Here is a 22482-nt window from a genome sequence, read left to right on the forward strand (position 1 = left end):
TCAGGCCTCCGCCTCGTCGGGCTCGCCGTCGAGCTCATCGCTCTCTGCCGCGCCGGACACGAGTTCCTCGGGGTCGACCCAGCCCAGCATCACGCGGGCGGTCATGATCATATTCTGCGCCTCTTCGAGGTCCACGCCGAATTTCTCGAGCAGACCGTCGTCCTTCTGGCGCTGGCCGTCGACCGTGGTCCAGCCACCGGCAAGTTCCCAGTCTGCGCAGGTGGCGAAGTCTTCGAGCGACTTGATGTCGTCCTGCGCCAGTGCCTCTACCATCTGGGGAGTGAGGCCCTCGAATTCAATGAGGCTCTCCTCAACGCCCAGCTCGCGCGCCTTCTCGAGCGCCTTGCGGGCCTGCTCTTCGATGAACTCGCGGGCACGGGTCTGCAGCTCTTCGGCGGTGCCTTCGTCGACGCCGTCAATCACCAGCAGCTCGTCGAGCTCGACGTAGGCCACTTCCTCGAGGTTGGTGAAGCCCTCGGCCACCAGCAGCTGCGCGAAGAACTCGTCGACGTCCAGCGTGTCCATGAAGAGCTTGGTGCGCTCTTCGAACTCGGCCTGGCGGCGCTTCGATTCTTCTTCCTCGGTCATGATATCGATGTCGAGGCCGGTCAGCTGCGAGGCGAGGCGCACGTTCTGGCCGCGGCGGCCGATGGCCAGCGACAGCTGTTCATCGGGCACGACGACTTCGATGCGCTCGGCGTCCTCGTCGAGAACCACCTTCGACACTTCGGCCGGCTGCAGCGCGTTCACGAGGAAGGTCGGCATGTCCTCGTTCCACGGGATGATGTCGATCTTCTCGCCCTGCAGTTCGTTCACAACGGCCTGCACGCGGCTGCCGCGCATACCCACGCAAGCGCCGACCGGGTCGATCGAGCCATCGTAGGACACGACGCCGATCTTGGCGCGCGAGCCCGGGTCACGGGCCACGGCCTTGATCTCGATGATGCCGTCGTAGATTTCCGGCACTTCCATCTTGAACAGCTCGGCCATGAATTCCGGCGCGGTGCGCGACAGGAAGATCTGCGGGCCGCGCGCTTCGCGGCGCACGTCCTTGACGTAGCAGCGGATGCGGTCGCCGGGGCGGTAACTCTCGCGGCCGATCTTCTCGTTGCGGCGCAGGATGGCTTCGCCACGGCCCACGTCGACGATGACGTTGCCGTATTCCTCGCGCTTGACCTGGCCGTTGATGATCGTGCCCTGACGGTCCTTGAATTCCTCGTACTGGCGGTCACGCTCGGCTTCGCGCACCTTCTGCAGGATCACCTGCTTGGCGCTCTGCGCGGCGATACGGCCGAGGTCGACCGGCGGGACTTCCTCGACATAGGTGTCGCCGACCTTGGGCTCGGCCATGTACTGCTTGGCCTGCTGGACGGTCATCTCGGCCTGGTAGTTCTCGAGAAGGTCATCCTCGACCACGGTGCGCACGCGGGTGAAGCTGGCGCGACCGGTCTTGCGGTCGATCTTCACGCGGATGTCCATCTCCGAGCCGTAGCGGCTCTTGGCGGCGCGGGCGAGGCTCTCTTCCATCGCTTCGATCACCAGCGAGGGGTCGATCATCTTCTCGCGAGCGACGGCTTCTGCGGTCTGCAGAAGCTCGAGCTGGTTGGCAGAGGTGATGGCCATGGTCTTAGTCCTCCTGAGCGGCCGCGTCGTCGGCCTCGATGTCGTCGAATTTGGTTTCGTCCACTTCCTGCGCCTTGCGGGCACGAAGCATGTCTCGGATCAGATCGTCGGTGAGCACCAGCTTGGCGTCCGACAGCCAGTCGAATTGCAGGCCAATGGTTTGGTCTTCGCCGCCCTCCTCGATGTTGAGCAGCACTTCGCCGCCCTCGACCCCGGCGACCACGCCGCGCCAGCGCTTGCGGCCGTCGATCATCTCGGCGGTTTCGATCTTCACCTCGTAGCCCTCGAAGGTCTCGAAGTCCTTGAGGCGGGTGAGGGGGCGGTCGATCCCGGGCGAGGAAACCTCGAGCGTATACGCGTCGATGATCGGGTCCTCGACGTCGAGCACGGCGGAGACCGCGGTGGAGATGTCGGCGCATTCATCGACTTCGATGCCGCCCTCGGGGCGTTCGGCCATGATCTGCAGGGTGGCGGTCTTGCCCCCCATGAGACGGATGCGCACAAGTTCGAACCCCATGTCTTCGATGACGGGGCCGACGATCTCGGCGAGGCGCTTGTCGAGCGATGATTTGGCGATGAGGTCGGTCATGTTTCTCCGACTCCTTCGGAAACAAAAATACGGGCGCGCGGCCCGTCGGTGTTTCCCGGTGGAGCTTCGGTGCCAGGACCGACGCGCCGCTGTTGAAGGGGCATATACGTGTCTGCTGCGGATTTCGCAAGGGTGATTCACCCAAGGGCGGCTGTGGCTGCGCGCGCTTTGCCGCCGAGAACGCGCGCCACCGTCTCCACCCCTCACGCAATCCCCTTTCCATGCGCCCTCTGATGGGCTTGATTGATGCATGGGAACGCATGGTCGCCCCGAGAAGTTACCGACTCGTACCCCGCACATGAGAATCCCAGATGCAAATCTTCCGCTGCCCCGCCTGCTCGAGCAGGGTCTACTTCCACAACCTCGCCTGCAGCTGCGGGCAGGAGGTCAGCTTCGATCCCGACGCGCAGGCCATGCTCGCGGGCGCCCGGCATTGCGCCAATCGCGATGACATCGCCTGCAACTGGGTGGCAGAAGAGGGCGATCTCTGCCGGTCCTGCGCAATGACCGAGACGGTGCCCGACCTGCGCGCCGAGCAGAACCTTCCGCTCTGGGCCGACAGCGAGCTGGTCAAGCGCCAGATGCTCGCCGAGCTGGCGCGCTGGGGCTGGTTCACGCCCGCCGACATCGGCCCGCGCCCGGTCTTTCGCATGCTCTCGGAGGAGACGCTTCATGGCGAGGCGGACGTGGTCATGGGACATGCGAACGGGGTCATCACCATTAACGTCACCGAGGCGAGCGAGGCAGTCCTCGCGCGCCGGCAGGAGCAGTTCGAAGAACTCTACCGCACGATGCTCGGGCACATGCGGCACGAGATGGCGCATTTCCTCTTCCTGCGGCTGGCCGAGGATCCGGCCTTTCTCGAAGATTTCCGGGCGCGCTTCGGGGACGAGCGCGCGGATTACGCGGAGGCCCTGGATCAGCATTACAAGGCTCCGAAAGAGCCCGGCTCGGAGTACATCACGACCTATGCCACCGCCCACCCGCACGAGGACTGGGCCGAAACCCTCGCGCATCTGCAGCATCTTGTCTCGATGCTCGACAGCGGTCTGGCCAGCGGTTTGCGGCTGCCGGATTTCCCGGCGGAGGGCTACGATCCCTACCTAGAAACCGACACCGAGGCGCTGATCACCCGCGCCGTAAACCTGTCGATCGCGGTGAACCACGTGAACCGGGCGCTCGACCTGCCCGATCTCTATCCCTTCGTGCTGACCCAGCCGGTGCGCGAGAAGATGGCGCTGGCGCACCGCTGGCTGCGGCGTCTCTAAGGCGTGCTTTTAGCGCGCCAGCAATGCCGCGCTGCGCGCCGCATGGCGGAAGATCTCGGCATCCGCCCCGATTTCACGCCGCGCAAGACGGCTGAGGGCGCCTTCGGCGCGAGCCGGAGTTTCGCGGATGCGTTCGAGCCGGGCCAGCGCCGCCTTGAGTGCGCGGCGTTTGGCGGGAGGCGTGGCGGGGTTTGCGAGGATCTCATGCGCCCGCAGGGTCGCATGGCCAAGATCAAGCAGCGCCAGCCCGCTGTCTAGTGCGCTGCGCTGCGCCCTTGCCGAGCGCCCGGTCAGCCGGAAGAGCCGCAGCATTCGGTGATAGAACCGGGCGCGCCAGGCCGCGCGGTGGCGCAGCGCTTCGCCATCACCGGCCAACGCCGCCACATCGTGCAGCATCATCTTCGCCAGCGTGACCTGCTTGCGGCGCAGGGTCGGCGGATAGACCGTGCGATAGGCCACCAGTGCGGTGAGCGGCGCGGCTACAACGGCAAGAGCCATAAGCACAGAAGTGCCAAAATCGCCGGTGAGCGGCAGCGCCGGGTGCAGCAGGAGCAGCATCACCATGTTGACATCGAAGCTGACCCTCATGCCCCGGTCGTGCCCGCCGAGCAGGCCGCCAAGCAAGATGAACGGCAGCACCATCGCCACAAGCTGCCAATCCGCCCCCGCCTGCGGCCAGATCAGCCAGCGGATCGCCAGTGCCATGCCCGCGCCCATGAGCTGGCCAAGGAACACGTAGGGCAGCAGGGCGATCGGGTTCTCGAAGGTGGTGAAGATAGAGATCATGATCGACATCCCGAGCAGCAGGAAGGCGCCGGCCGCGAAGCCGGTGATCTGCCAGATCAGGCCGAAGAGCAGCAGTGCGCCGGTGGCGCGGATCGCCGCCTCGCGGGCGCCGATCCAATCGCGGTGCAGCACCACGGGCAAAAGGTGCTCGGCCCCCGGGGCCGAGCGGTTTTCGGGCGCGCGCCAGCGGGCGAGGGCCTGGACCAGGGGTTGCAGTGTCTCCGCAGCGTCGGGATCGGCCGCGGCGCGCCCGAGCGCGGCGTGCGCTGCAGCGCTGTCGCCCCCGCGCAGGGCCTCGGCGGCCTCATTCAGGGCCAAGCACGCGGCGTCGGGCAGGGTGTTTGCCTTTTGCCCGCGGTGCCAGAGCAGCACCGACAGCGCGGTCGACAGCAGCGCGCGGCTGGCGCGAGTCTCGCGGCGCGAGCGAAGCGAGCCAGCGGCATGCGGGTCGAGCGCCTCCTCAATGTCTGCCATGTCCGAGATCAGGCGCCGCGCCGCTTCGGGGTCGGAGCCATGCCTCGAAAGCTGGTCGCAGAGGTCGGCCAGTATGCCACGGACGCGCGAGCGCAACGCGTCGCCGTCGGCGGCGGGCGCAAAAAGCCAACCCACCACCAGCGCGGCGAGCACGCCCACCAGCACCGTCGCCATCCGGTCTGCGCCGAGCGCCCAGACGGTCTCGGGGTGGCCGACGTCGAGCAGGGCGACCATCGCGGCGGTATAGCCCGCCAGCACCGTGCCATAGGCGAAAAAGCCGCGCAGGAGGTTGGCGAGCCCGGTGCAGAGCCCGACCCAGAGTGCCAGCCCGATGACCAGCAGGGCCGGGTGGACCTGCATGGCCAGGATCAGCCCGACGCCGGCGACCGTGCCGATCACCGTGCCGGCGAAGCGGAAAAGGCCCTTTTCCAGCAATTGCCCCCGGACTGGCTGCGAGGCCGCCCAGACGGTCATCCCCGCCCATTGAGGGTGCTCCAGACCGAGCAGCCAGGCCGCCACCAGCGCCAGGCAGGCGGCAAAGGCGGTGCGCAGGGCAAAGGTCAGCCGGGCCTTGTTGAAGCCAAGGCTTTCCAGCGCGGCGCTCACGCCTCCGCCTCCTCGGTCAGCATGGCCTCGGCGCGGGCGGCGATGCGGGTGAAGGCGTCCAGCATGGCGCCTGTCTCGTCTTCGGTGATCTCGGCGAGGAGTTCACGTTCGGCCTGCAACAGCATGGCGCGGATGCGCGCGAGCTCGGTCCGCCCCTCCGCGGTCAGATGGATGCGGCGCGCGCGGCGGTCCGAGGAATCGACCCGCCGCTCGACGAGGCCGCGGGTCTCCAACATGTCGAGGAGCCGCACCAACGTCGAGGTGTCGAGGCTGATCCGCGCCGCGAGATCGCGCTGGCTTATGCCGTCTCCGCCTTCGGCGAGGTGGACGAGCGGACGCCAAGTGGCGTCGCTGAGGCCGGCTTCTGCAAGGCGCGTGTCGACCACCCGGTGCCATTGCCGGGCAAGGGTGATGAAGGCAAAGCCGAAGCGGTCGCGGGGGGAGGGAGTCTGTGTCATGAAAAGCATGTATGTCAAAATGATTTGGAATACAAATCAAACACTGATGCCGGGAGAGCGGCAAATGGTTGCAACGCTCGGCGTGTGTGCCGGCGGGGCCTCGCGCTCGCCGCCCCGTGAACGGGGCGCGGATTGCGCCGGGGAGCGGCGCGGTCTAGTCTTCGCGCCAACCAATCAACAGGAGGCGGCATGTCGGGCAAGGCATTCGGGACACTTCGCGGCACGGTTCTCGCGCTTGCACTGATGGTGGCAGGGGCCGGGGCGGTTTCCGCCGACAGCCTGTCGGGCGACTACCTTGCCGCACGGCAGGCCAGCTTCGCCGGGGACTTCAAGGCGGCGGCCCGCTACTACGGCGAGGCGGTCAAGCACGACCCCGAGAACGCAGACCTGCTCGAGCGCGCCGCGCTGGCGAACATCGGCCTCGGCGATTTCGTCCGGGCCGAGGCGCTGGCCGAACGTCTCACGGCACTGGGCCACAGCAGTCAGATCGGCCAGCTTGCCGAGATTGCCGTGCTGGCCCACGAAGAGAACTACGCCGAGCTGCTGAAGCGGATCGAAGAAGGCCGCTCGGCGGGGGCGCTGGTCGACGGGCTGCTGAAGGCCTGGGCCGAGCTGGGCCGCGGCGACGTGAGCGCGGCACTGGCCTCCTTCGATGCCGTGGCCGAAGAGCGTGGACTCGCCGGTTTCGCCGCCTATCACAAGGCCATGGCGCTGGCATCCGTCGGCGACTTCGAGGGGGCCGAGGCGATTTTTGCCGATCCTGCGGGCGGCGGCATGCAGATGACCCGCAGCGCGGTGCTGGCGCGGATCCAGATCTTGTCGCAGATCAACCGCCAGTCCGATGCCGTGTCGCTGATCGACGAGGCCTTCGGGCAGCAGCTCGACCCCGGCATGGAGGATCTGCGTGCCAAGCTCGAGGCGGGCGAGACGCTGCCATTCGACATCGTCACCTCGGCCCGCGACGGCATTGCCGAGGTCTTCTTCACCATTGCCGGTGCGCTGGCCAATGAATCCGCCGAGGATTACACGCTGCTGCACGTGCGCGTGGCCGAGTACCTGCGCCCCGATCACGTCGGCGCGCTGCTGATGGCGGGTGAACTGCTGGAGAAGATGGGCCAGTACGAGCTCGCCGCCGCTACCTATCGCCGCGTGCCACGCGAAGATGCCGCATACCACGTGGCAGAGCTGGGCCGGTCCGACGCGCTGCGCGCCGAGGGCAAGCTCGATGCCGCGGTCGAGGTGCTGGAACAGCTGGCCGACACGCATGGCAACCTGCCGGCGGTGCAATCGGCGCTTGGGGATCTGATGCGGCAGCTCGAGCGCTACGGGGAGGCGATCACCGCCTATGACCGGGCGCTGGCCACCTTCGCCGAGCCCGATCCGGCGCAATGGTTCCTCTATTACGCCCGCGGGATCTGCAAGGAGCGGGACGGGAACTGGGAGGCCGCCGAAAAGGACTTCCGCGCCGCGCTGGAGTTCGTGCCGAACCAGCCGCAGGTGCTGAACTACCTCGGGTATTCCATGGTCGAGCACCACGTGAACCTCGACGAGGCGCTGGAGATGATCGAGCGCGCCGTCGAGGCAGAGCCGCAGAGCGGCTATATCGTCGACAGCCTCGGCTGGGCGCTCTACCGGCTGGGGCGCTACGACGAGGCGGTGGGCCACATGGAGCGCGCTGCCGAGCTGATGGCGGTCGACCCGGTGGTCAACGACCACCTCGGCGACGTCTACTGGGCCGTCGGCCGCAAGACCGAGGCGCGCTTCCAGTGGCAGCGCGCGCTCTCCTTCGTCGGCTGGGAAGACGCCTCGGACGATGTCGAGCCAGAGCGTATCCGCCGGAAGCTGGCAGTTGGGCTCGATACCGTGCTTGCCGAAGAGGGCCGGCCGCCGCTGAAGGTGGCGCATGACGTGGAGTGACGTCTTCGCCCCGGCGAAGGTCAATCTGACCCTGCACATTACCGGCCAGCGCGACGACGGCTATCACCTGCTCGACTCGCTGGTCGCCTTCGCGCCGGTGGGCGACACGCTTCGCGTCGCGCCAGCCGAGGAGCTGACCCTTCGCCTCGAAGGGCCGGAGGCCGAGGGGCTGCCCGCCAATGGCGACAATCTCGCCCTGCGCGCCGCCGCCATGGTGGGGGAGGGTCAGGGCGCCGCGATCGTGCTGGAAAAGGTCCTGCCGGTGGCCTCGGGCATCGGCGGCGGCTCGGCGGACGCTGCGGCGGCGGCCCGCGCCGTGCTGGCCGAGGCCGGGGCGTTGGATGCCGATGGTCTGGCGCGGGCGGAAGCGGCGCTTCTGGCGCTCGGGGCGGACGTGCCCATGTGTCTTGCTTCGCGCCCGGTACGGGTTCGCGGGATCGGCGAAGGTCTGACGCACGTCAGCCTGCCCCCGCTGCCCGCTGTGCTCGTCAACCCGCGGGTGCCGGTCTCGACACCGCAGATTTTCCGTAGCCTCACCGCGCGCGACAATCCCCCGATGCCCGAGCATCTGCCGGAGTTCACCGAACCCGAGCCGCTGATCAACTGGCTGGCGGGCATGCGCAACGACATGGAGCCCGCGGCCATCGCGCTGGAGCCGGTGATCGGCACCCTGCTGGCGGAACTGGCCGCTCTGCCGGGCTGCCGGCTGGCGCGCATGTCGGGATCGGGGGCCACCTGCTTCGGGCTCTTCGCCACGATGGCAGAGGCAGGGGCGGGGGCAGAGGCCCTGCGCGCGGCCCGCCCGGAGTGGTGGATCGCCGAGGGGCTCTTGGGGGATCAGCAGGCGCGGGCGATGCCGCGCCGGGGCTGATCTTGGCCTTACCGCGACGGGCGCGGGCTCAGTAGAGCCGCGCCACCACGAAATCTGCCAACTCGATCATCACGTCGCGGAGTTCGGACTGCGGCAGCTGCGCCATCGCGGCCTTGGCCTTTTCCGACCAGCCGAGCGCATCCTCGCGCGTGGCGTCCAGCGCCCCGTGCTTGTGCAGCAGCTCGAGCGCGTAGTCGAGATCGCCCTCTTCCTGCTTGCCCTTCTCGATGGTGCGCTGCCAGAAGGCGCGCTCCTCGGAGTCGGCGGCGGCCACGGCCTTGATTACGGGCAGGGTCAACTTTCGTTCGCGGAAGTCGTCGCCGACGTTCTTGCCGGTGGCCGCGCTTTCACCCATGTAATCGAGCAGGTCATCGGCGATCTGGAAGGCGATGCCAAGCGCGTCGCCATAATCGAAGAGCGCCTGCACCTGCGCCGGGTCGGCCCCGGAAATGACTCCGCCCACCTCGGTCGCGGCCGAGAAGAGCGCGGCGGTCTTGCCGCGCACGACCTGCAGGTAGATGTCCTCGGTGGTGCCGAGATCCTGCGCAGCGGTGAGTTGCAGCACCTCGCCCTCGGCGATGGTTGCAGAGGCGTTCGACAGGATTTCCAGCACGCGCAAGTTGCCGGTCTCGGTCATCAGCTGGAAGCTGCGGGCAAAGAGATAGTCGCCGACCAGCACCGAGGACTTGTTGTCCCACAGCAGGTTGGCGGTGGGCCGGCCGCGCCGCTGCGCGCTTTCGTCGACCACGTCGTCATGCAGCAGGGTCGCGGTATGGATGAACTCCACCGTCGCGGCGAGATGCACGTGGTAGGGGCCGTCGTAGCCACAGATATTCGCCGCGGCCAGCGTCAGCATCGGACGCAGGCGCTTGCCGCCCGCCTCGACCAGATGCGCGGTCACCTCCGGGATGCGCGGCGCATGTTTCGAGGCCATCCGCTCGCGGATCAGGGTGTTCACCGCACCCATCTCGTCGGACAGCATCGACGCCAGGCGATCGTGCGGTTTCGCTTTTGCCGTATCCAAGCCCATCAGACCCCCGTCACAGGCTCGACAAGGCCGGGGCCCTGTCCTTACATCCCCAGTATGGAAGAACTTCTGCGCACAACCGACATCACCCTGATACCGCTGGCGAAGACCCTCCTTGATGGGCAGGGTATAGACAGCTTTGAGTTGGACGTAAATATGAGCGTCCTCGAGGGCTCCTTGGGTATACTTCCGCGCAGGCTGATGGTCCGCAGCGGCGAGCTCGAGGCGGCACGGCGGGTGCTGCGCGACTTCGGCATTTCGTTCGAGTCCGGCGCGTGAGACGCGACATCTTTGCCGAGGAGGCGCTGCGCTGCGACGACTTCCTCGGCGGGCGTGCAAAGATATGGCAGCCGAAACAAGGTCTTGGATATCGCGCCGGGGTGGATCCCGTACTGCTGGCGGCGAGTGTCGAGGCGCGGCCCGGGCAGGAGGTGCTGGAGCTCGGCTGCGGCGCAGCCCCGGCGCTGGTCTGTCTTGGCGTGCGTGTTGGCGGGCTGCGGGTGGCCGGCGTGGAGCTTCAGCCCGGCTATGCCGCGCTCGCGCGGCGTAACATTGCCGAGAACGGTCTCGAGGGGGAGATCCTCGAAGCGGACCTCGCGCGGCCGCCCGCCGCGCTGAAGGCGCGCTGCTTCGATCACGTTTTCGCCAACCCGCCGTATTTCGAGCCGGGCAAGCGCAGCGTCTCGCCGGATGCGGGGATCGAGCTGGCGCAGGCCGGCGCGCTTCCGCTGGGGGATTGGGTGGCGCTGGCCGCGAAGCGTCTCAAGCCACGCGGTACCGCGACCTTCGTGCAACGGGTGGAGCGGTTGCCGGAACTGCTGGCCGCGCTGAATGCGCATCTGGGCTCTGTCGAGGTGCTGCCGCTTGCCCCGCGCGAGGGCCGCGCGCCCCGGCTGATTCTCGCGCGCGGACGCAAAGGAGGGCGGGCAGCTTTCCGCCTTTGCCCGCCGCTCGTGCTTCACGCTGGCGCGTGCCACCTTGAAGACGGCGAAGATTATACAAATGTCGTTAAAGCAGCCTTGCGTGACGGAAAATCGATCATCTTTGGTGGGTGAGCGAAAGTCCGAGCATCGCCTTGAGCCTGCGCTAAGCAATGCTGCGGGTGCGGCGTGACAGAATGTAAAAGTTATGCTGCACTGTATGTGCCCAAAGCAAGAAGGAGGATATAATGAGCTTAACTTCTCACCTGCAGGAACTGAAGAAGAAGCACCAGAACCTCGCCACCACGGTGGAAGAAATGCAGCGTAGTCCGGGCGTGGACGACCTGCATGTTGCAGCCCTGAAGAAGCAGAAACTCCGGATCAAGGAAGAGATTAGCCGGCTCTCGGCAGAGGCCACCTAACTAGGCACGGGCAGGCAGCACCCGCGAGGGACAGCCACCTACCTGCCTCGAGAGTGGACGTGAGACACCGATCCAAGTGGCCGCCGCGCCTCAGGATCGCAGAGGTTCCGGGCCCGAATCTCCGGGCCCGGGCAGCAGGGCAAGGCGCCAACCGGCGCGCGACGATGCGGCATTTCAGAGCACGCCTTTCAACACGCATCCCTTTTCACCCTTGCAAGGATGGCCGCGGCCCGATTGGTCCGCGCATTCGGAAGGTCGTGCGTGCCGCGCCCTGTCAAAGAAAGCGCCCCCGGAGACCCAAACTCCGGGGGCGCTGCCTTGAGAGGAGGGATTCCAATCTGCGATAAATTGGTCCCGGAAGACATCAGTCGATGGGCTCGAGGGTCTTCTCGAGCTGCTCGCGCAGATGCGCGTGCTGACTCGGCAGCTTCAGCGCCTCGCCGAGGTGCGCGCGATCCTCGTCACGGTCGAAGCCGGGTTCGTTGGTCGCCACTTCGAAGAGAACGCCGCCGGGGCTTCGGAAGTAGATCGCATAGAAGTAATCCCGGTCGATCTGCGGCGTGATCTGGTAGCCCTGCTCGGTGAGCGCCTTGCGCACTTCGAGCTGTGCCGCGCGATCCTCCACCGCGAAGGCGATGTGATGGACGCTGCCGGCGCTCTGGGTTCCTTGGGGGGCGTCGACGGTTTCAATGTCGATGGTGCCCGCACCATTATGCTCCGGCAACACCAGGCGCATCACGTTGGCCTGGCGGCACTCTTCCTTGTAGCCCATGGCGCCCATCAGCTCGGCGGTCGGCCCCGCGTCGCGCAGGCGCATCTGCACCGAGTGGAAGCCGCGGATCGCAATGTCCTCACCGACACTGCCAACGGTCCAGGGAAGACGGCTGTCTTCGGCCTCGACCAGTGCCAGCCCTTCGCCGTCCGGTCCCTCGAAGGCGAGGCGGTGCTCGCCGTAGCGGTTGAGCCGGTCGATCCCGGTGACGCCGGCCTCGGTCAGTCGCGCCTCCCAGGCGTCGAGCGACCCCTCGGGGACGGCGAAGGCGGTGGTCGCGACCTCGCCGGTGCCCCGGCGGCCGCGGGTGGCATGGGGGAAGGGGAAGTAGGTCATGACGCTGCCGGGAGTGCCCAGTTCGTCACCGTAGTAAAGGTGATAGACGTCGGGGGCGTCGAAGTTGACGGTCTTTTTGACCCGCCGCAGGCCAAGCGTGTGGGTGAAGAAGGTGTTGTTCCGAGACGCACTGCTGGCCAGCGCGGTCACGTGATGCAGGCCCTTGATCTGTGTAAGCATGGTCTCTCTCCTGATGAAGAATTGATCCCCATATAGGCGCTAGCGGGTTTTCTGAAAACGAATATGGCCGCGCGAAAGGGCTGCATCAGTGCACAGCCGACGGAAAGGTGCCGACCTGTTATACCAAAAGGCCCCGGAGCGGGCGCCCGGGGCCTGTCATTGATCATGTCTGCGCGGGCGTCAGACGAAGAACTGACCGCCGTTGGCCGAGATTGTCGAGCCGTTCACGAAGCCAGCCTTCTCGTCGGCGAGGAAGACCACGCAGCGGGCGATCTCCTCGGGCTCGCCAAGGCGGCCGGCGGGGATCTGCGCGATGATCTGCTCGCGCACCTTCTCGGGCACGGCCATGACCATCTCGGTGGCGATGTACCCGGGGCAGATGGCATTGGCGGTGATGCCATAGCGTGCGCCTTCCTGCGCCAGAGACTTGATGATGCCTAGATCACCCGCCTTGGTTGCGGCGTAGTTCACTTGCGCGAACTGGCCCTTCTGGCCATTGATCGACGAGATGACGATGACCCGCCCGAACTTGCGCTCGCGCATGCCCGGCCAGAGCGGGTGCACGGTGTTGAACACGCCGGTGAGGTTGGTGTCGATGACCTCTTTCCATTGCTCGGGGGTCATCTTGTGGAAGGGCGCGTCGCGGGTGATGCCGGCATTGGCCACCACCACGTCGATCGGGCCGAGATCCGCCTCGACCTGCGCGATGCCAGCCTTGGATGCCTCGTAATCCGCGACGTTCCACTTGTAGGTCTTGATGCCCGTTTCCGCGGTGAAGGCCTGGGCCTTCTCGTCGTTGCCGGCGTATGTCGCTGCGACTTCGTAACCTTCGGCCTTGAGTGCCTTCGAGATCGCCTCCCCGATCCCGCGGCTGCCGCCGGTGACCAATGCAACTTTCGTCATTCTTCCCTCCAATTCGGAACCTTCGTAGTCCGGTAATGTTCTTACTCTGTTTAAAACTTTACAGCAATATTATTGCGCAGAGATTTTCCACGTGCGGCAATCCGCGCTAAGAAAAAGGGGCGCCGGGGCGCCCCTCTTCACGTCGTCAGTCTCGTTCGACACACAGGGCGACGCCCATACCGCCCCCGATGCAGAGCGTCGCGAGGCCCTTCTTGGCGTCGCGCCGCTTCATCTCGAAGAGCAGCGTGTTCAGAATGCGGGCGCCCGAGGCACCGATCGGGTGGCCGATGGCGATGGCGCCGCCGTTCACGTTCACGATCGCCGGATCCCAGCCCATGTCCTTGTTCACCGCGCAGGCCTGCGCGGCGAAGGCCTCGTTGGCCTCGACGAGATCGAGGTCCTCGGGCTTCCAGCCGGCTTTCTCCAGCGCCTTTCGCGAGGCGTGGATCGGTCCGACGCCCATGATCGACGGGTCGAGACCCGCGGTGGCGTAAGAGACGATGCGGGCGAGCGGCTCGATGCCGCGCTTTTCGGCATTGTCGGCGCTCATCAGCAGCACACCTGCGGCGCCGTCGTTGATGCCCGAGGCGTTGGCCGCGGTGACCGAGCCGTCCTTGGCGAAGGCCGGGCGCAGCTTCTGCATCGCCTCTATGGTGGCGCCGTGGCGGATGTACTCGTCCTTGTCGACGATGATCTCGCCCTTGCGGGTCTTGACGGTGAAGGGGATCACCTCGTCGTCGAACTTGCCGGCCTTCTGTGCCGCCTCGGCTTTGTTCTGCGAGGCCAGCGCGAATTCGTCCTGCTGCTCGCGGCTGATCTGCCACTGCTGCGCGACGTTTTCGGCGGTCTGGCCCATGTGGTACCCGTTGAAGGCATCCCAGAGGCCGTCGCGGATCATCGTGTCGATGTAGCTCACATCGCCCATCTTGTGGCCGGCGCGCAGATGCGCGGCATGGGGCGCAAGGGTCATGTTCTCCTGACCGCCGGCGCAGACGATGTCGGCGTCGCCAAGCAGGATGTGCTGTGCGCCCAGCATCACGGTGCGCAGGCCCGAGCCGCAGACTTGGTTGATCGACCAGGCCGAGCTTTCCTTGGGCAGACCGGCATTGATATGCGCCTGGCGCGCCGGGTTCTGACCCTGGGCCGCGGTGAGCACCTGGCCGAGGATGGTCTCGGACACCTCGCCCTTGTCGATGCCGGCGCGGGCGACCAGCGCGTCGAGCATGGCCGCGCCGAGGTCATGGGCGGGGGTATTGGCGAAGGCGCCGCTGAAGCTGCCCACGGCGGTACGTGCCGCGGACGCGATTACGACATTGGTCATGAAATTCTCCCTCCAAGCAAACATGCGATCGGACCGCGTCCCCTCGCCCTCTTGGCGGGGGCAGTGGCTCCGCATCTGGCCTTGGTTCTTTTGATAACGCGGGGATCCGCAACTGCACAGAGGCGGCGGCGTCGATTCTCACCTGTTTGCGCAATTCGTCGCAGGCTGTGAAGTCAGGCGGGAGAAAATCGTCCGCAGGGGGAGTTGCGCCGATTTTGCAAGAATTTAGGGAGAGGAGACGTTTGGCGCCTAGCCCAGCGTCCCTTTGAGCACGATCGGCGCGGCTTGGTCGTACCGATCCAGGCAGGTGTCCTCGGCGGTCGTGGCGAGCTCTGACTTGGTCCGCGTCTCAATCGATTCGGCCGCGGTGACGCGCAGCAGCACCGCTTCGTCCGGGGCCCGGTCGATGCCGCGGATCACCTGTCTGCCGATCTCGAGGATGTCGAAGCTGAAGCGCGTATACGGCCGAAGCGCGGTCATCGCCCGCCGAAATCGTGCATCGCAAGGTGGCGCGCACGGCGCTTCCCCCGCCCGCCTGCAGGCCGGCTGGAAGACCGGCAACACCTGCTGGTGATGGACCGCGACGCGCACGCTTCGTGGTGTCGGTGTCGCGCGGGCCGAGCGCCCCGTCAGGTTGCAGGCACGAGGTTTGGCATTGGATCAAGCGCCGCAGGGCCAGGGAAGACAGGGTGCGCCTGCAAACAGCAGTTGACTCCCACCGCGATCCCCATATAAGCGCCCGCTCATTGGTGTTGGTGGCCCCCGCAAGGGGATGCCTGTCGGCCTCCGGGCAGAAGGACAACGCCCTTCACAACTTATGAAGGAGATCAGCCGTGACCAAACGCACGTCTGCCAAGTACAAAATTGACCGCCGCATGGGCGAGAACATCTGGGGCCGTGCCAAGTCCCCGGTGAACAAGCGCGAATACGGCCCCGGCCAGCACGGCCAGCGCCGCAAGGGCAAGATGTCGGACTTCGGTCTGCAGCTCCGCGCCAAGCAGAAACTCAAGGGCTACTACGGTGACCTGACCGAGAAGCAGTTCCGTCGCATCTTCGGCGACGCGGAACGCCTCAAGGGTGACACCGGTGAGCTGCTCATCGGCCTGCTCGAGCGCCGCCTGGACGCCGTCGTCTACCGCGCCAAGTTCGTGCCGACCGTCTTCGCGGCCCGTCAGTTCGTGAACCACGGCCACGTGATGGTGAACGGCAAGCGCGTGAACATCCCCTCCTACCGCGTGAAGGAAGGCGACGTGATCGAGGTCCGCGAGAAGTCGAAGCAGATGGTTGTTCTGCTCGAGGCCGTCCAGCTCGCAGAGCGTGACGTTCCCGACTACATCGAGGCCGACCACTCCAAGATGACCGCGACCTTCGTGCGCACCCCCGGCCTCGCCGACGTGCCCTACGCGGTTCAGATGGAACCGAACCTCGTCATCGAATACTACGCGCAGAACTGATCCTTCTGTTCGTACGATCCTTGGAAGGCCGCGCAGCGATGCGCGGCCTTTCTGCGTTTCTGCCCGGGTTTTGAGCAATTTCCCCCGCGTCGGGCGATGCAATTATTTTACCGATTGATAAAAAATTTGACCTGTGAGAGCGTTTCTCCATTGCGCAAGGCAGCGGGGAGGCGACCGATGGACGCAAGACAACTGGCAGGAGGGATCCGCGCGGGACGGCTTGAGCCGCAGGCGCTGGAAGAGGGGTTCTCGGACCTGCACCCACCTTACGATGATCACGAGGCCCTGGTGGCGGCGGATCGCTGCTATTTCTGCCACGACGCGCCCTGCGCGACGGCATGCCCGACCTCGATCGACATTCCGCTCTTCATCCGGCAGATCGCCACCGGCACGCCCGAGGCGGCGGCCAAGACGATCCTGTCGCAGAACATCCTCGGCGGCATGTGCGCCCGGGTCTGCCCCACCGAGACGCTCTGCGAGGAGGTCTGCGTGCGCGAGGTGGCCGAGGGCAAGCCGGTCGAGATCGGTCGGCTGCAGCGCTACGCCACAGACCGCATCATGGCGCGCAACACCCACCCATTCGAGCGCGCCGCGCCGACGGGAAAGCGCGTTGCGGTGGTTGGGGCGGGGCCTGCGGGCCTGTCCTGCGCGCACCGTCTGGCGATGAAGGGTCATGACGTCGTGATCCTCGATGCGCGCGCCAAGCCCGGCGGGCTCAACGAGTTCGGCATCGCCGCCTACAAGAGCACAGACGATTTCGCCGCGCGCGAGGTGGACTGGCTGCTGGGAATCGGTGGCATCGCCATCGAGACGGGCCGGATGCTCGGGCGTGACATTACGTTGGCAGAGCTGAGCTCGGATTATGACGCGGTGTTCCTCGGACTGGGCCTTGGCGGGGTCAATGCGCTGGGGATCGGCGGCGACGATCGCGAGGGCGTCACGAACGCGGTCGATTTCATTGCCGATCTGCGGCAGGCGGGTGATCTCGCCGCGCTGCCGGTGGGCCGCGACGTGGTGGTGATTGGCGGTGGCATGACCGCAGTCGATGCCGCCGTGCAGTCGAAGTTGCTGGGCGCGCTCAACGTGACCATCGTCTACCGCCGCTCGCAGGAGCGCATGGCGGCGAGCGCATTCGAGCAGGAACTGGCGCAGGCCAAGGGCGTGCGGATCATCTGCAATGCCACGCCGAAGGCGGTACACGGCAACGGCGCGGTGCGCGAGATCGAGTTCGAGTTCACCGACGATGATCTGACGCCCACGGGCGAGAGCTTCCGCCTGCCCGCCGATCAGGTCTTCCGGGCCATCGGCCAGAGCCTGGTTGCCGAGGGCTTGCCAGAGCTCGATGGCCGCAAGATCGCGGTCGAGGGACCGGGGCGCACCTCCGTGCCCGGGGTCTGGGCCGGGGGCGACTGCGCCGCCGGGGGGGATGACCTGACCGTCACCGCCGTCGCCGAGGGCCGCGACGCGGCCGAAGACATCCACGCCACGTTGATGCGCTGAGGAGGGACCGACATGGCAAATCTGACGAGTGACTTCGTGGGCATCAAATCGCCCAACCCGTTCTGGCTGGCCTCCGCGCCGCCGACCGACAAGGAGTACAACGTCCGCCGCGCCTACGAGGCGGGCTGGGGCGGGGTGGTCTGGAAGACCCTCGGCGAGGAAGGCCCGCCGGTGGTCAACGTCAACGGCCCGCGCTACGGCGCGATCTGGGGGGCGGACCGGCGGCTTCTGGGGCTCAACAACATCGAGCTGATCACCGACCGCCCGCTCGAGGTGAACCTGCGCGAGATCAAGGCGGTCAAGCGCGACTATCCCGACCGCGCGCTCGTGGTCTCGCTCATGGTTCCTTGCGAAGAGGCGGCGTGGAAGGCGATCCTGCCGCTGGTCGAGGAGACCGGCGCGGATGGCGTCGAGTTGAACTTCGGCTGCCCGCACGGCATGAGCGAGCGCGGCATGGGCTCGGCGGTGGGGCAGGTGCCCGAGTACATCGAGATGGTGACCCGCTGGGTGAAGCAGAACTCGCGCATGCCCTGCATCGTCAAATTGACGCCCAACATCACCGACGTCCGCAAGCCCGCCGAGGCGGCCAAGCGCGGGGGCGCGGATGCGGTCAGCCTGATCAACACGATCAACTCGATCACCTCGGTCGATCTCGACCTCTTCGCTCCCGAGCCGACCATCGACGGCAAGGGCGCGCACGGCGGTTATTGCGGCCCGGCGGTGAAGCCCATCGCGCTCAACATGGTGGCCGAGATCGCCCGCTCGCCGGAAACGCGCGGGATGCCGATCTCGGGCATTGGCGGGGTGACGACGTGGCGCGACGCGGCGGAGTTCATGGCGCTGGGGGCGGGCAACGTGCAGGTCTGCACGGCGGCGATGACCTATGGCTTCAAGGTCGTGCAGGAGATGATCTCGGGGCTGTCGCAGTATCTCGACGAAAAGGGCGTCGAGCTGTCCGATCTGGTAGGCCGCGCGGTGCCGAACGTGTCGGACTGGCAGAACCTGAACCTCAACGCCATCTCCAAGGCGAAGATCGACCAGGACCTCTGCATCTCCTGCGGGCGCTGCTATGCGGCCTGCGAGGACACCTCGCATCAGGCCATCGCCATGTCCGAAGATCGGGTGTTCACGGTCAAGGACGATGAATGCGTGGCTTGCAACCTCTGCGTCAACGTCTGCCCGGTCGAGGGCTGCATCAGCATGGAGCGGATGGACGTGGGCGCGACGGACCCGCGCACCGGCAAGGTGGTGCCCGCCGAGTTCGACGATTGGACCACCCATCCCAACAACCCGATGGCCCGCGCGGCGGAGTGATCAAAGGGGCGGGGCCTATTGGCCCTGCCTTACCCCTCAGGCGTCAGGATCGCCCGGAAGATCGTTTCCACATGGGCATTGGCGGCCGTCCAGCCCGCCACCTCGTCGGGCACCAGCACCCGCACCTGCGTGTCGAAGTCGGCGAAATGCTGGGTCAGCGCCCAGATCGACATGATGAGCTGCTGCGGATCCTGCGGCGCCAGCTTGCCCGCCGCCATCCATCCCGCGATCAGCGCGCATTTCTCGTCGAAGAGCGGCTTCAGATCGCTTTCGAGGTGCGGCAGCATGCGCGGCGCGCCCTGGATGATCTCGATCGCGAAGAGCCGGCTCTCGCGCGGGAACTGGCGGCTCATCTCCATCTTGCGGCGCACGTAGCCGAGGATCTCCTCGAGCGGGTCGCCTTGCGCATCAAGCTCGCGCAGCGGGTCGAGCCATTCGGTCATCAGCGCGTTCAGCAGGGCGACGTGGATCGCCTCCTTGCCGTCGAAATAATAGATGAGGTTGGGCTTGGACATGCCTGCCGCCTCGGCGATCTGGTCGAGCGTCGCGCCGCGGAAGCCGTGCTGCGAGAAGATATCAAGTGCTGCGTCCATGATCTTGCGGCGGTTGCGGATCTGGATTCGGCTAGGCTTCTTTTCGGGGCGGATTTCGGAGGGAGCGGGCATGGCATTCCTTGGCTGCTGCTTTTCCGGGCGGCGCTGCCCGCTCTATGCGCATCCGTTCCGGGAGCCAAGGCAGGGATTTCTTGACAGGTTCGGGGCGCATTGCAATCGTGGCTTTACCAAATGGTAAAAAACACGCGCGGCCCGCGCAAGCGCGACCGCGCAATGCAAGATGCAAAGCAAGGCAGCGAGGACAAAAAGATGGCGGCACCGGGCGAGAACCTCCGGATCGATGGCGACCGACTCTGGGACAGCCTGATGGAGATGGCCAAGATCGGCCCCGGCATCGCGGGGGGCAACAACCGCCAGACGCTCACCGACGAGGATGCCGAGGGGCGCGCGCTGTTCCAGAACTGGTGCGAGGCCGCGGGCATGACCATGGGTGTTGACGCCATGGGTAGCATGTTCGCCACCCGCCCCGGTGAGGACCCGGACGCGCTGCCCGTCTACGTCGGCTCGCACCTCGATACCCAGCCAACCGGCGGCAAGTACGACGGGGTGCTTGGGGTGCTCGGCGCGCTCGAGGCGGTGCGCACGATGAACGATCTCGGCATCAAGACCAAGCACCCGATCGTGGTCACCAACTGGGCCAACGAGGAAGGCGCGCGCTTTGCCCCCGCCATGCTGGCTTCGGGGGTCTTCGCCGGGGTGCTTGACCTCGATTACGCCTACGGACGTAAGGATCTCGAGGGCAAGACCTACGGCGACGAGCTTAAGCGCATCGGCTGGCTGGGCGAGGAAGAGGTCGGCGCGCGCAAGATGCACGCCTATTACGAACTGCACATCGAGCAAGGGCCGATTCTCGAGGCCGAGGGCAAGGACATCGGCGTGGTCACCCATTGCCAAGGGCTCTGGTGGCTCGAGTTTACTTTGACCGGCAAGGCCGCGCACACCGGCTCGACTCCGATGGACATGCGGGTGAACGCGGGTCTGGCCATGGGCCGTATCTTCGAGATGGTGCAGGAGGTGGCAATGGCCGCGCAGCCCGGCGCCGTCGGCGGGGTGGGGCAGGTGACCTTCTCGCCCAATTCGCGGAACGTGCTGCCCGGCAGCGTGGTCTTCACCGTCGACATTCGCTCGCCCGACCAGGCCAAGCTCGACGGCATGCGCGCCGAGATCGAGCAACGCGCCGCGGAAATCTGCACGGAGCTGGGCGTCGGCTGCGCGGTCGACCCGGTCGGCCACTTCGACCCGGTGACCTTCGCCCCCGAGCTGGTCGAGAACGTCCGCAATGCCGCCGAGCGGCTGGGCTACTCGCATATGAACCTCATCTCGGGCGCGGGCCACGATGCCTGCTGGGCCGCCAAGGTGGCGCCCGCGACCATGGTCATGTGCCCCTGCGTCGACGGCATCTCGCACAACGAGGCCGAGGAGATCTCGAAGGACTGGGCGGCGGCGGGCACAGACGTGCTGTTTCACGCGGTGCTCGAGACCGCGGAGATCGTCGCCTGAGGCCGGTGAAAGATAGGGGGCTCAGCCCCGTCCGCGGCCCGCGGGCCGCGGGCCTCCCGGGATATTCTTGCCTAGAAGACATCCCGGACACGGACTTCCAAGGGAGGGAAACATGTCCACAGTGATCAAGGGCGGCACCATCGTCACCGCCGACCTGAGCTATGACGCAGACGTGCTGGTCGAAGGCGGCCGCATTGTCGAGATCGGCCAGAACCTCAAGGGCGACGAGGTGCTGGACGCCTCGGGCTGCTACGTGATGCCCGGCGGGATCGACCCGCACACCCACCTCGAGATGCCCTTCATGGGGACCTATTCGGCCGACGACTTCGACAGCGGCACCCGCGCGGCGCTGGCCGGTGGCACCACCATGGTGGTCGACTTCGCGCTGCCCTCGCCGGGGCAGGGGCTGCTCGACGCGCTGCAGATGTGGGACAACAAATCGACCCGCGCGCATTGCGACTATTCGTTCCACATGGCGGTCACATGGTGGAGCGAGCAAGTCTTCAACGAGATGAAGGAGGTGGTAGATCGCGGCATCACCACCTTCAAGCACTTCATGGCCTATAAGGGCGCGCTGATGGTGAACGACGACGAGCTCTTCGCCTCGTTCCAGCGCTGCGCCGAGCTGGGGGCGATCCCGCTGGTGCATGCCGAGAACGGCGACGTGGTGGCCGAGCTCTCCGCCAAGCTGCTCGCCGCCGGCAACAACGGCCCCGAGGCGCACGCCTACTCGCGCCCGCCGCAGGTCGAGGGCGAGGCCACCAACCGCGCCATCATGATCGCCGACATGGCCGGTGTGCCGCTCTACGTGGTGCATGTCAGCTGCGAGGAAAGCCACGAGGCGATCCGCCGCGCGCGGCAGGCGGGCAAGCGGGTCTGGGGCGAGCCGCTGATCCAGCACCTGACGCTCGACGAGAGCGAATATGCGAGCCCCGATTGGGACCATGCCGCGCGCCGCGTGATGTCGCCGCCGTTCCGCAACAAGGCGCATCAAGACAGCCTCTGGGCCGGGCTGGCCGCGGGCTCGCTCTCCTGCGTGGCGACGGACCATTGCGCCTTCACAACCGACCAGAAGCGCTACGGGGTCGGTGATTTCACCAAGATTCCGAATGGCACCGGCGGGCTCGAGGACCGGCTGCCGATGCTCTGGACTCAGGGCGTGGGCACTGGCCGGCTGACGCCGCAGGAGTTCGTGGCGGTGACCTCGACCAACATCGCCAAGATCCTCAACATCTATCCGCGCAAGGGGGCGATCCTCGTGGGGGCCGATGCCGACATCGTCGTGCTCGACCCCAACCGCGAGAAGGTGATCTCGGCCAAGACCCAGCAATCGGCGATCGACTACAACGTCTTCGAGGGGATGACGGTCAAGGGTCTGCCGCGATTCGTGCTGAGCCGCGGCAAGGTCTCGGTCACCGAAGGCGCGATGAGCTCCGAAGAGGGCCACGGCCAGTTCGTCGCCCGCCCGCCCGCCGGGCCGGTGAACAAGGCGCTGAGCTCGTGGAAGGAGCTGACCGCCCCGCGCAAGGTGGAGCGTACGGGCATCCCGGCATCCGGGGTGTGATGCCGAAAACATGGACTGACGAAGACTGAAGACGACCGGGGCAGGGGGCCAGAAGACGCCCCC

The 22482-nt window shown here is 66.5% G+C and carries 21 protein-coding genes; 11 read left to right on the plus strand and 10 right to left on the minus strand.

Annotated elements, in window-relative coordinates; all coding sequences use genetic code 11:
- Together nusA and rimP are read right to left on the minus strand one after the other, a co-directional pair.
- Positions 1 to 1623, minus strand: a complete 1623-nt coding sequence (gene nusA, locus G0Q01_RS12955; protein ID WP_108964550.1) for a transcription termination factor NusA — start codon at positions 1621 to 1623, stop codon at positions 1 to 3.
- A gap of 4 nt (positions 1624 to 1627) precedes the next feature.
- A complete protein-coding gene (gene rimP / locus G0Q01_RS12960) occupies positions 1628 to 2212 on the minus strand; it encodes a ribosome maturation factor RimP (RefSeq protein ID WP_108964551.1) in 585 nt (194 codons plus the stop codon).
- Between the two features lie 311 nt (positions 2213 to 2523).
- Between rimP and G0Q01_RS12965 the strand changes: the two genes are divergently transcribed.
- The gene (locus tag G0Q01_RS12965) at positions 2524 to 3480 is read left to right on the plus strand and encodes a putative zinc-binding metallopeptidase (protein ID WP_164195072.1); all 957 of its coding nucleotides are present in this window, start codon (positions 2524 to 2526) and stop codon (positions 3478 to 3480) included.
- Between the two features lie 9 nt (positions 3481 to 3489).
- Here the strand turns inward: G0Q01_RS12965 and G0Q01_RS12970 are convergent, their stop codons facing one another.
- Both G0Q01_RS12970 and G0Q01_RS12975 read right to left on the minus strand, forming a co-directional pair.
- Positions 3490 to 5346 carry an FUSC family protein gene (locus tag G0Q01_RS12970; protein ID WP_164195074.1) on the minus strand — a complete coding sequence of 619 codons (1857 nt, stop codon included), beginning with the start codon at positions 5344 to 5346 and terminating at the stop codon, positions 3490 to 3492.
- Positions 5343 to 5804: a MarR family winged helix-turn-helix transcriptional regulator gene (locus G0Q01_RS12975; protein WP_164195077.1), complete on the minus strand. Its 462-nt coding sequence runs from the start codon at positions 5802 to 5804 to the stop codon at positions 5343 to 5345. Before G0Q01_RS12975 ends, G0Q01_RS12970 begins: the two co-directional genes overlap by 4 nt.
- Before the next feature lie 189 nt (positions 5805 to 5993).
- On the opposite strand from G0Q01_RS12975, the gene G0Q01_RS12980 reads away from it, so the two are divergent.
- Complete coding sequence (locus G0Q01_RS12980; protein ID WP_164195079.1) at positions 5994 to 7721, plus strand: tetratricopeptide repeat protein; 1728 nt, start codon at positions 5994 to 5996, stop codon at positions 7719 to 7721.
- On the plus strand, positions 7708 to 8592 hold the full coding sequence (locus tag G0Q01_RS12985) for a 4-(cytidine 5'-diphospho)-2-C-methyl-D-erythritol kinase (protein WP_164195081.1): 885 nt from the start codon (positions 7708 to 7710) through the stop codon (positions 8590 to 8592). The genes G0Q01_RS12980 and G0Q01_RS12985 overlap by 14 nt, the downstream gene beginning before the upstream one ends.
- Before the next feature lie 28 nt (positions 8593 to 8620).
- Here G0Q01_RS12985 and G0Q01_RS12990 read toward each other — a convergent pair whose 3' ends face one another.
- Positions 8621 to 9622: a polyprenyl synthetase family protein gene (locus G0Q01_RS12990; RefSeq protein WP_164195083.1), complete on the minus strand. Its 1002-nt coding sequence runs from the start codon at positions 9620 to 9622 to the stop codon at positions 8621 to 8623.
- A 54-nt stretch (positions 9623 to 9676) separates the two neighbouring features.
- On the opposite strand from G0Q01_RS12990, the gene G0Q01_RS12995 reads away from it, so the two are divergent.
- The 3 genes from G0Q01_RS12995 (at position 9677) to G0Q01_RS13005 (ending at position 10961) form a co-directional block, all read left to right on the plus strand.
- Positions 9677 to 9898 (plus strand): DUF2007 domain-containing protein, encoded by a 222-nt coding sequence (locus G0Q01_RS12995; protein ID WP_108964557.1) that lies wholly within the window; start codon positions 9677 to 9679, stop codon positions 9896 to 9898.
- Positions 9895 to 10674, plus strand: a complete 780-nt coding sequence (locus tag G0Q01_RS13000; protein WP_164195085.1) for a methyltransferase domain-containing protein — start codon at positions 9895 to 9897, stop codon at positions 10672 to 10674. Before G0Q01_RS12995 ends, G0Q01_RS13000 begins: the two co-directional genes overlap by 4 nt.
- Positions 10675 to 10787: 113 nt before the next feature.
- A complete protein-coding gene (locus tag G0Q01_RS13005; protein ID WP_095881329.1) occupies positions 10788 to 10961 on the plus strand; it encodes a YdcH family protein in 174 nt (57 codons plus the stop codon).
- A gap of 364 nt (positions 10962 to 11325) precedes the next feature.
- Here G0Q01_RS13005 and G0Q01_RS13010 read toward each other — a convergent pair whose 3' ends face one another.
- The 4 genes from G0Q01_RS13010 to G0Q01_RS13025 all read right to left on the minus strand — a co-directional run bounded on the left by G0Q01_RS13010 (position 11326) and on the right by G0Q01_RS13025 (position 14953).
- Complete coding sequence (locus G0Q01_RS13010) at positions 11326 to 12249, minus strand: VOC family protein (RefSeq protein ID WP_164213518.1); 924 nt, start codon at positions 12247 to 12249, stop codon at positions 11326 to 11328.
- 180 nt (positions 12250 to 12429) lie between these two features.
- Positions 12430 to 13152 (minus strand): acetoacetyl-CoA reductase, encoded by a 723-nt coding sequence (phbB, locus tag G0Q01_RS13015; protein WP_108964560.1) that lies wholly within the window; start codon positions 13150 to 13152, stop codon positions 12430 to 12432.
- Positions 13153 to 13297: 145 nt separating this feature from the next.
- Positions 13298 to 14473: an acetyl-CoA C-acetyltransferase gene (locus G0Q01_RS13020; protein ID WP_108964561.1), complete on the minus strand. Its 1176-nt coding sequence runs from the start codon at positions 14471 to 14473 to the stop codon at positions 13298 to 13300.
- A gap of 249 nt (positions 14474 to 14722) precedes the next feature.
- Positions 14723 to 14953, minus strand: a complete 231-nt coding sequence (locus G0Q01_RS13025) for a hypothetical protein (protein WP_164195089.1) — start codon at positions 14951 to 14953, stop codon at positions 14723 to 14725.
- Between the two features lie 353 nt (positions 14954 to 15306).
- Here G0Q01_RS13025 and rpsD point away from each other — a divergent pair, with 353 nt between their 5' ends.
- The 3 genes from rpsD to preA all read left to right on the plus strand — a co-directional run bounded on the left by rpsD (position 15307) and on the right by preA (position 18741).
- Positions 15307 to 15927, plus strand: coding sequence for a 30S ribosomal protein S4 (rpsD, locus tag G0Q01_RS13030; protein ID WP_108964563.1), 621 nt, complete (start codon positions 15307 to 15309; stop codon positions 15925 to 15927).
- Between the two features lie 177 nt (positions 15928 to 16104).
- Positions 16105 to 17427: an NAD(P)-dependent oxidoreductase gene (locus G0Q01_RS13035; RefSeq protein ID WP_164195091.1), complete on the plus strand. Its 1323-nt coding sequence runs from the start codon at positions 16105 to 16107 to the stop codon at positions 17425 to 17427.
- 12 nt (positions 17428 to 17439) lie between these two features.
- Positions 17440 to 18741 carry an NAD-dependent dihydropyrimidine dehydrogenase subunit PreA gene (preA, locus tag G0Q01_RS13040; RefSeq protein WP_164195093.1) on the plus strand — a complete coding sequence of 434 codons (1302 nt, stop codon included), beginning with the start codon at positions 17440 to 17442 and terminating at the stop codon, positions 18739 to 18741.
- A 29-nt stretch (positions 18742 to 18770) separates the two neighbouring features.
- Here preA and G0Q01_RS13045 read toward each other — a convergent pair whose 3' ends face one another.
- The gene (locus G0Q01_RS13045; protein ID WP_164195096.1) at positions 18771 to 19406 is read right to left on the minus strand and encodes a TetR family transcriptional regulator C-terminal domain-containing protein; all 636 of its coding nucleotides are present in this window, start codon (positions 19404 to 19406) and stop codon (positions 18771 to 18773) included.
- 198 nt (positions 19407 to 19604) lie between these two features.
- Between G0Q01_RS13045 and G0Q01_RS13050 the strand changes: the two genes are divergently transcribed.
- Entirely contained in the window at positions 19605 to 20855 is a 1251-nt protein-coding gene (locus tag G0Q01_RS13050) for a Zn-dependent hydrolase (RefSeq protein WP_164195098.1), read from the plus strand.
- 112 nt (positions 20856 to 20967) lie between these two features.
- Entirely contained in the window at positions 20968 to 22419 is a 1452-nt protein-coding gene (hydA, locus tag G0Q01_RS13055) for a dihydropyrimidinase (protein WP_164195100.1), read from the plus strand.
- Positions 22420 to 22482 lie beyond the last annotated feature (63 nt).

This window comes from Salipiger sp. PrR007, from assembly GCF_010499845.1.
Lineage (GTDB): Bacteria > Pseudomonadota > Alphaproteobacteria > Rhodobacterales > Rhodobacteraceae > Salipiger > Salipiger pacificus_A.

Excerpts from the sequence above, each read along its gene's own strand:
- G0Q01_RS13045 (WP_164195096.1), bottom strand. The coding sequence starts at position 19,406 with ATGCCCGCTCCCTCCGAAATCCGCCCCGAAAAGAAGCCTAGCCGAATC.
- G0Q01_RS13020 (WP_108964561.1), bottom strand. The coding sequence starts at position 14,473 with ATGACCAATGTCGTAATCGCGTCCGCGGCACGTACCGCCGTGGGCAGC.
- G0Q01_RS13050 (WP_164195098.1), top strand. The coding sequence starts at position 19,605 with ATGGCGGCACCGGGCGAGAACCTCCGGATCGATGGCGACCGACTCTGG.
- G0Q01_RS12995 (WP_108964557.1), top strand. The coding sequence starts at position 9,677 with ATGGAAGAACTTCTGCGCACAACCGACATCACCCTGATACCGCTGGCG.
- G0Q01_RS13005 (WP_095881329.1), top strand. The coding sequence starts at position 10,788 with ATGAGCTTAACTTCTCACCTGCAGGAACTGAAGAAGAAGCACCAGAAC.
- G0Q01_RS12990 (WP_164195083.1), bottom strand. The coding sequence starts at position 9,622 with ATGGGCTTGGATACGGCAAAAGCGAAACCGCACGATCGCCTGGCGTCG.
- hydA (WP_164195100.1), top strand. The coding sequence starts at position 20,968 with ATGTCCACAGTGATCAAGGGCGGCACCATCGTCACCGCCGACCTGAGC.
- G0Q01_RS13010 (WP_164213518.1), bottom strand. The coding sequence starts at position 12,249 with ATGCTTACACAGATCAAGGGCCTGCATCACGTGACCGCGCTGGCCAGC.
- G0Q01_RS12975 (WP_164195077.1), bottom strand. The coding sequence starts at position 5,804 with ATGACACAGACTCCCTCCCCCCGCGACCGCTTCGGCTTTGCCTTCATC.
- rimP (WP_108964551.1), bottom strand. The coding sequence starts at position 2,212 with ATGACCGACCTCATCGCCAAATCATCGCTCGACAAGCGCCTCGCCGAG.
- G0Q01_RS13025 (WP_164195089.1), bottom strand. The coding sequence starts at position 14,953 with ATGACCGCGCTTCGGCCGTATACGCGCTTCAGCTTCGACATCCTCGAG.
- G0Q01_RS12985 (WP_164195081.1), top strand. The coding sequence starts at position 7,708 with ATGACGTGGAGTGACGTCTTCGCCCCGGCGAAGGTCAATCTGACCCTG.
- preA (WP_164195093.1), top strand. The coding sequence starts at position 17,440 with ATGGCAAATCTGACGAGTGACTTCGTGGGCATCAAATCGCCCAACCCG.
- nusA (WP_108964550.1), bottom strand. The coding sequence starts at position 1,623 with ATGGCCATCACCTCTGCCAACCAGCTCGAGCTTCTGCAGACCGCAGAA.
- G0Q01_RS12980 (WP_164195079.1), top strand. The coding sequence starts at position 5,994 with ATGTCGGGCAAGGCATTCGGGACACTTCGCGGCACGGTTCTCGCGCTT.
- G0Q01_RS13035 (WP_164195091.1), top strand. The coding sequence starts at position 16,105 with ATGGACGCAAGACAACTGGCAGGAGGGATCCGCGCGGGACGGCTTGAG.
- G0Q01_RS12965 (WP_164195072.1), top strand. The coding sequence starts at position 2,524 with ATGCAAATCTTCCGCTGCCCCGCCTGCTCGAGCAGGGTCTACTTCCAC.
- phbB (WP_108964560.1), bottom strand. The coding sequence starts at position 13,152 with ATGACGAAAGTTGCATTGGTCACCGGCGGCAGCCGCGGGATCGGGGAG.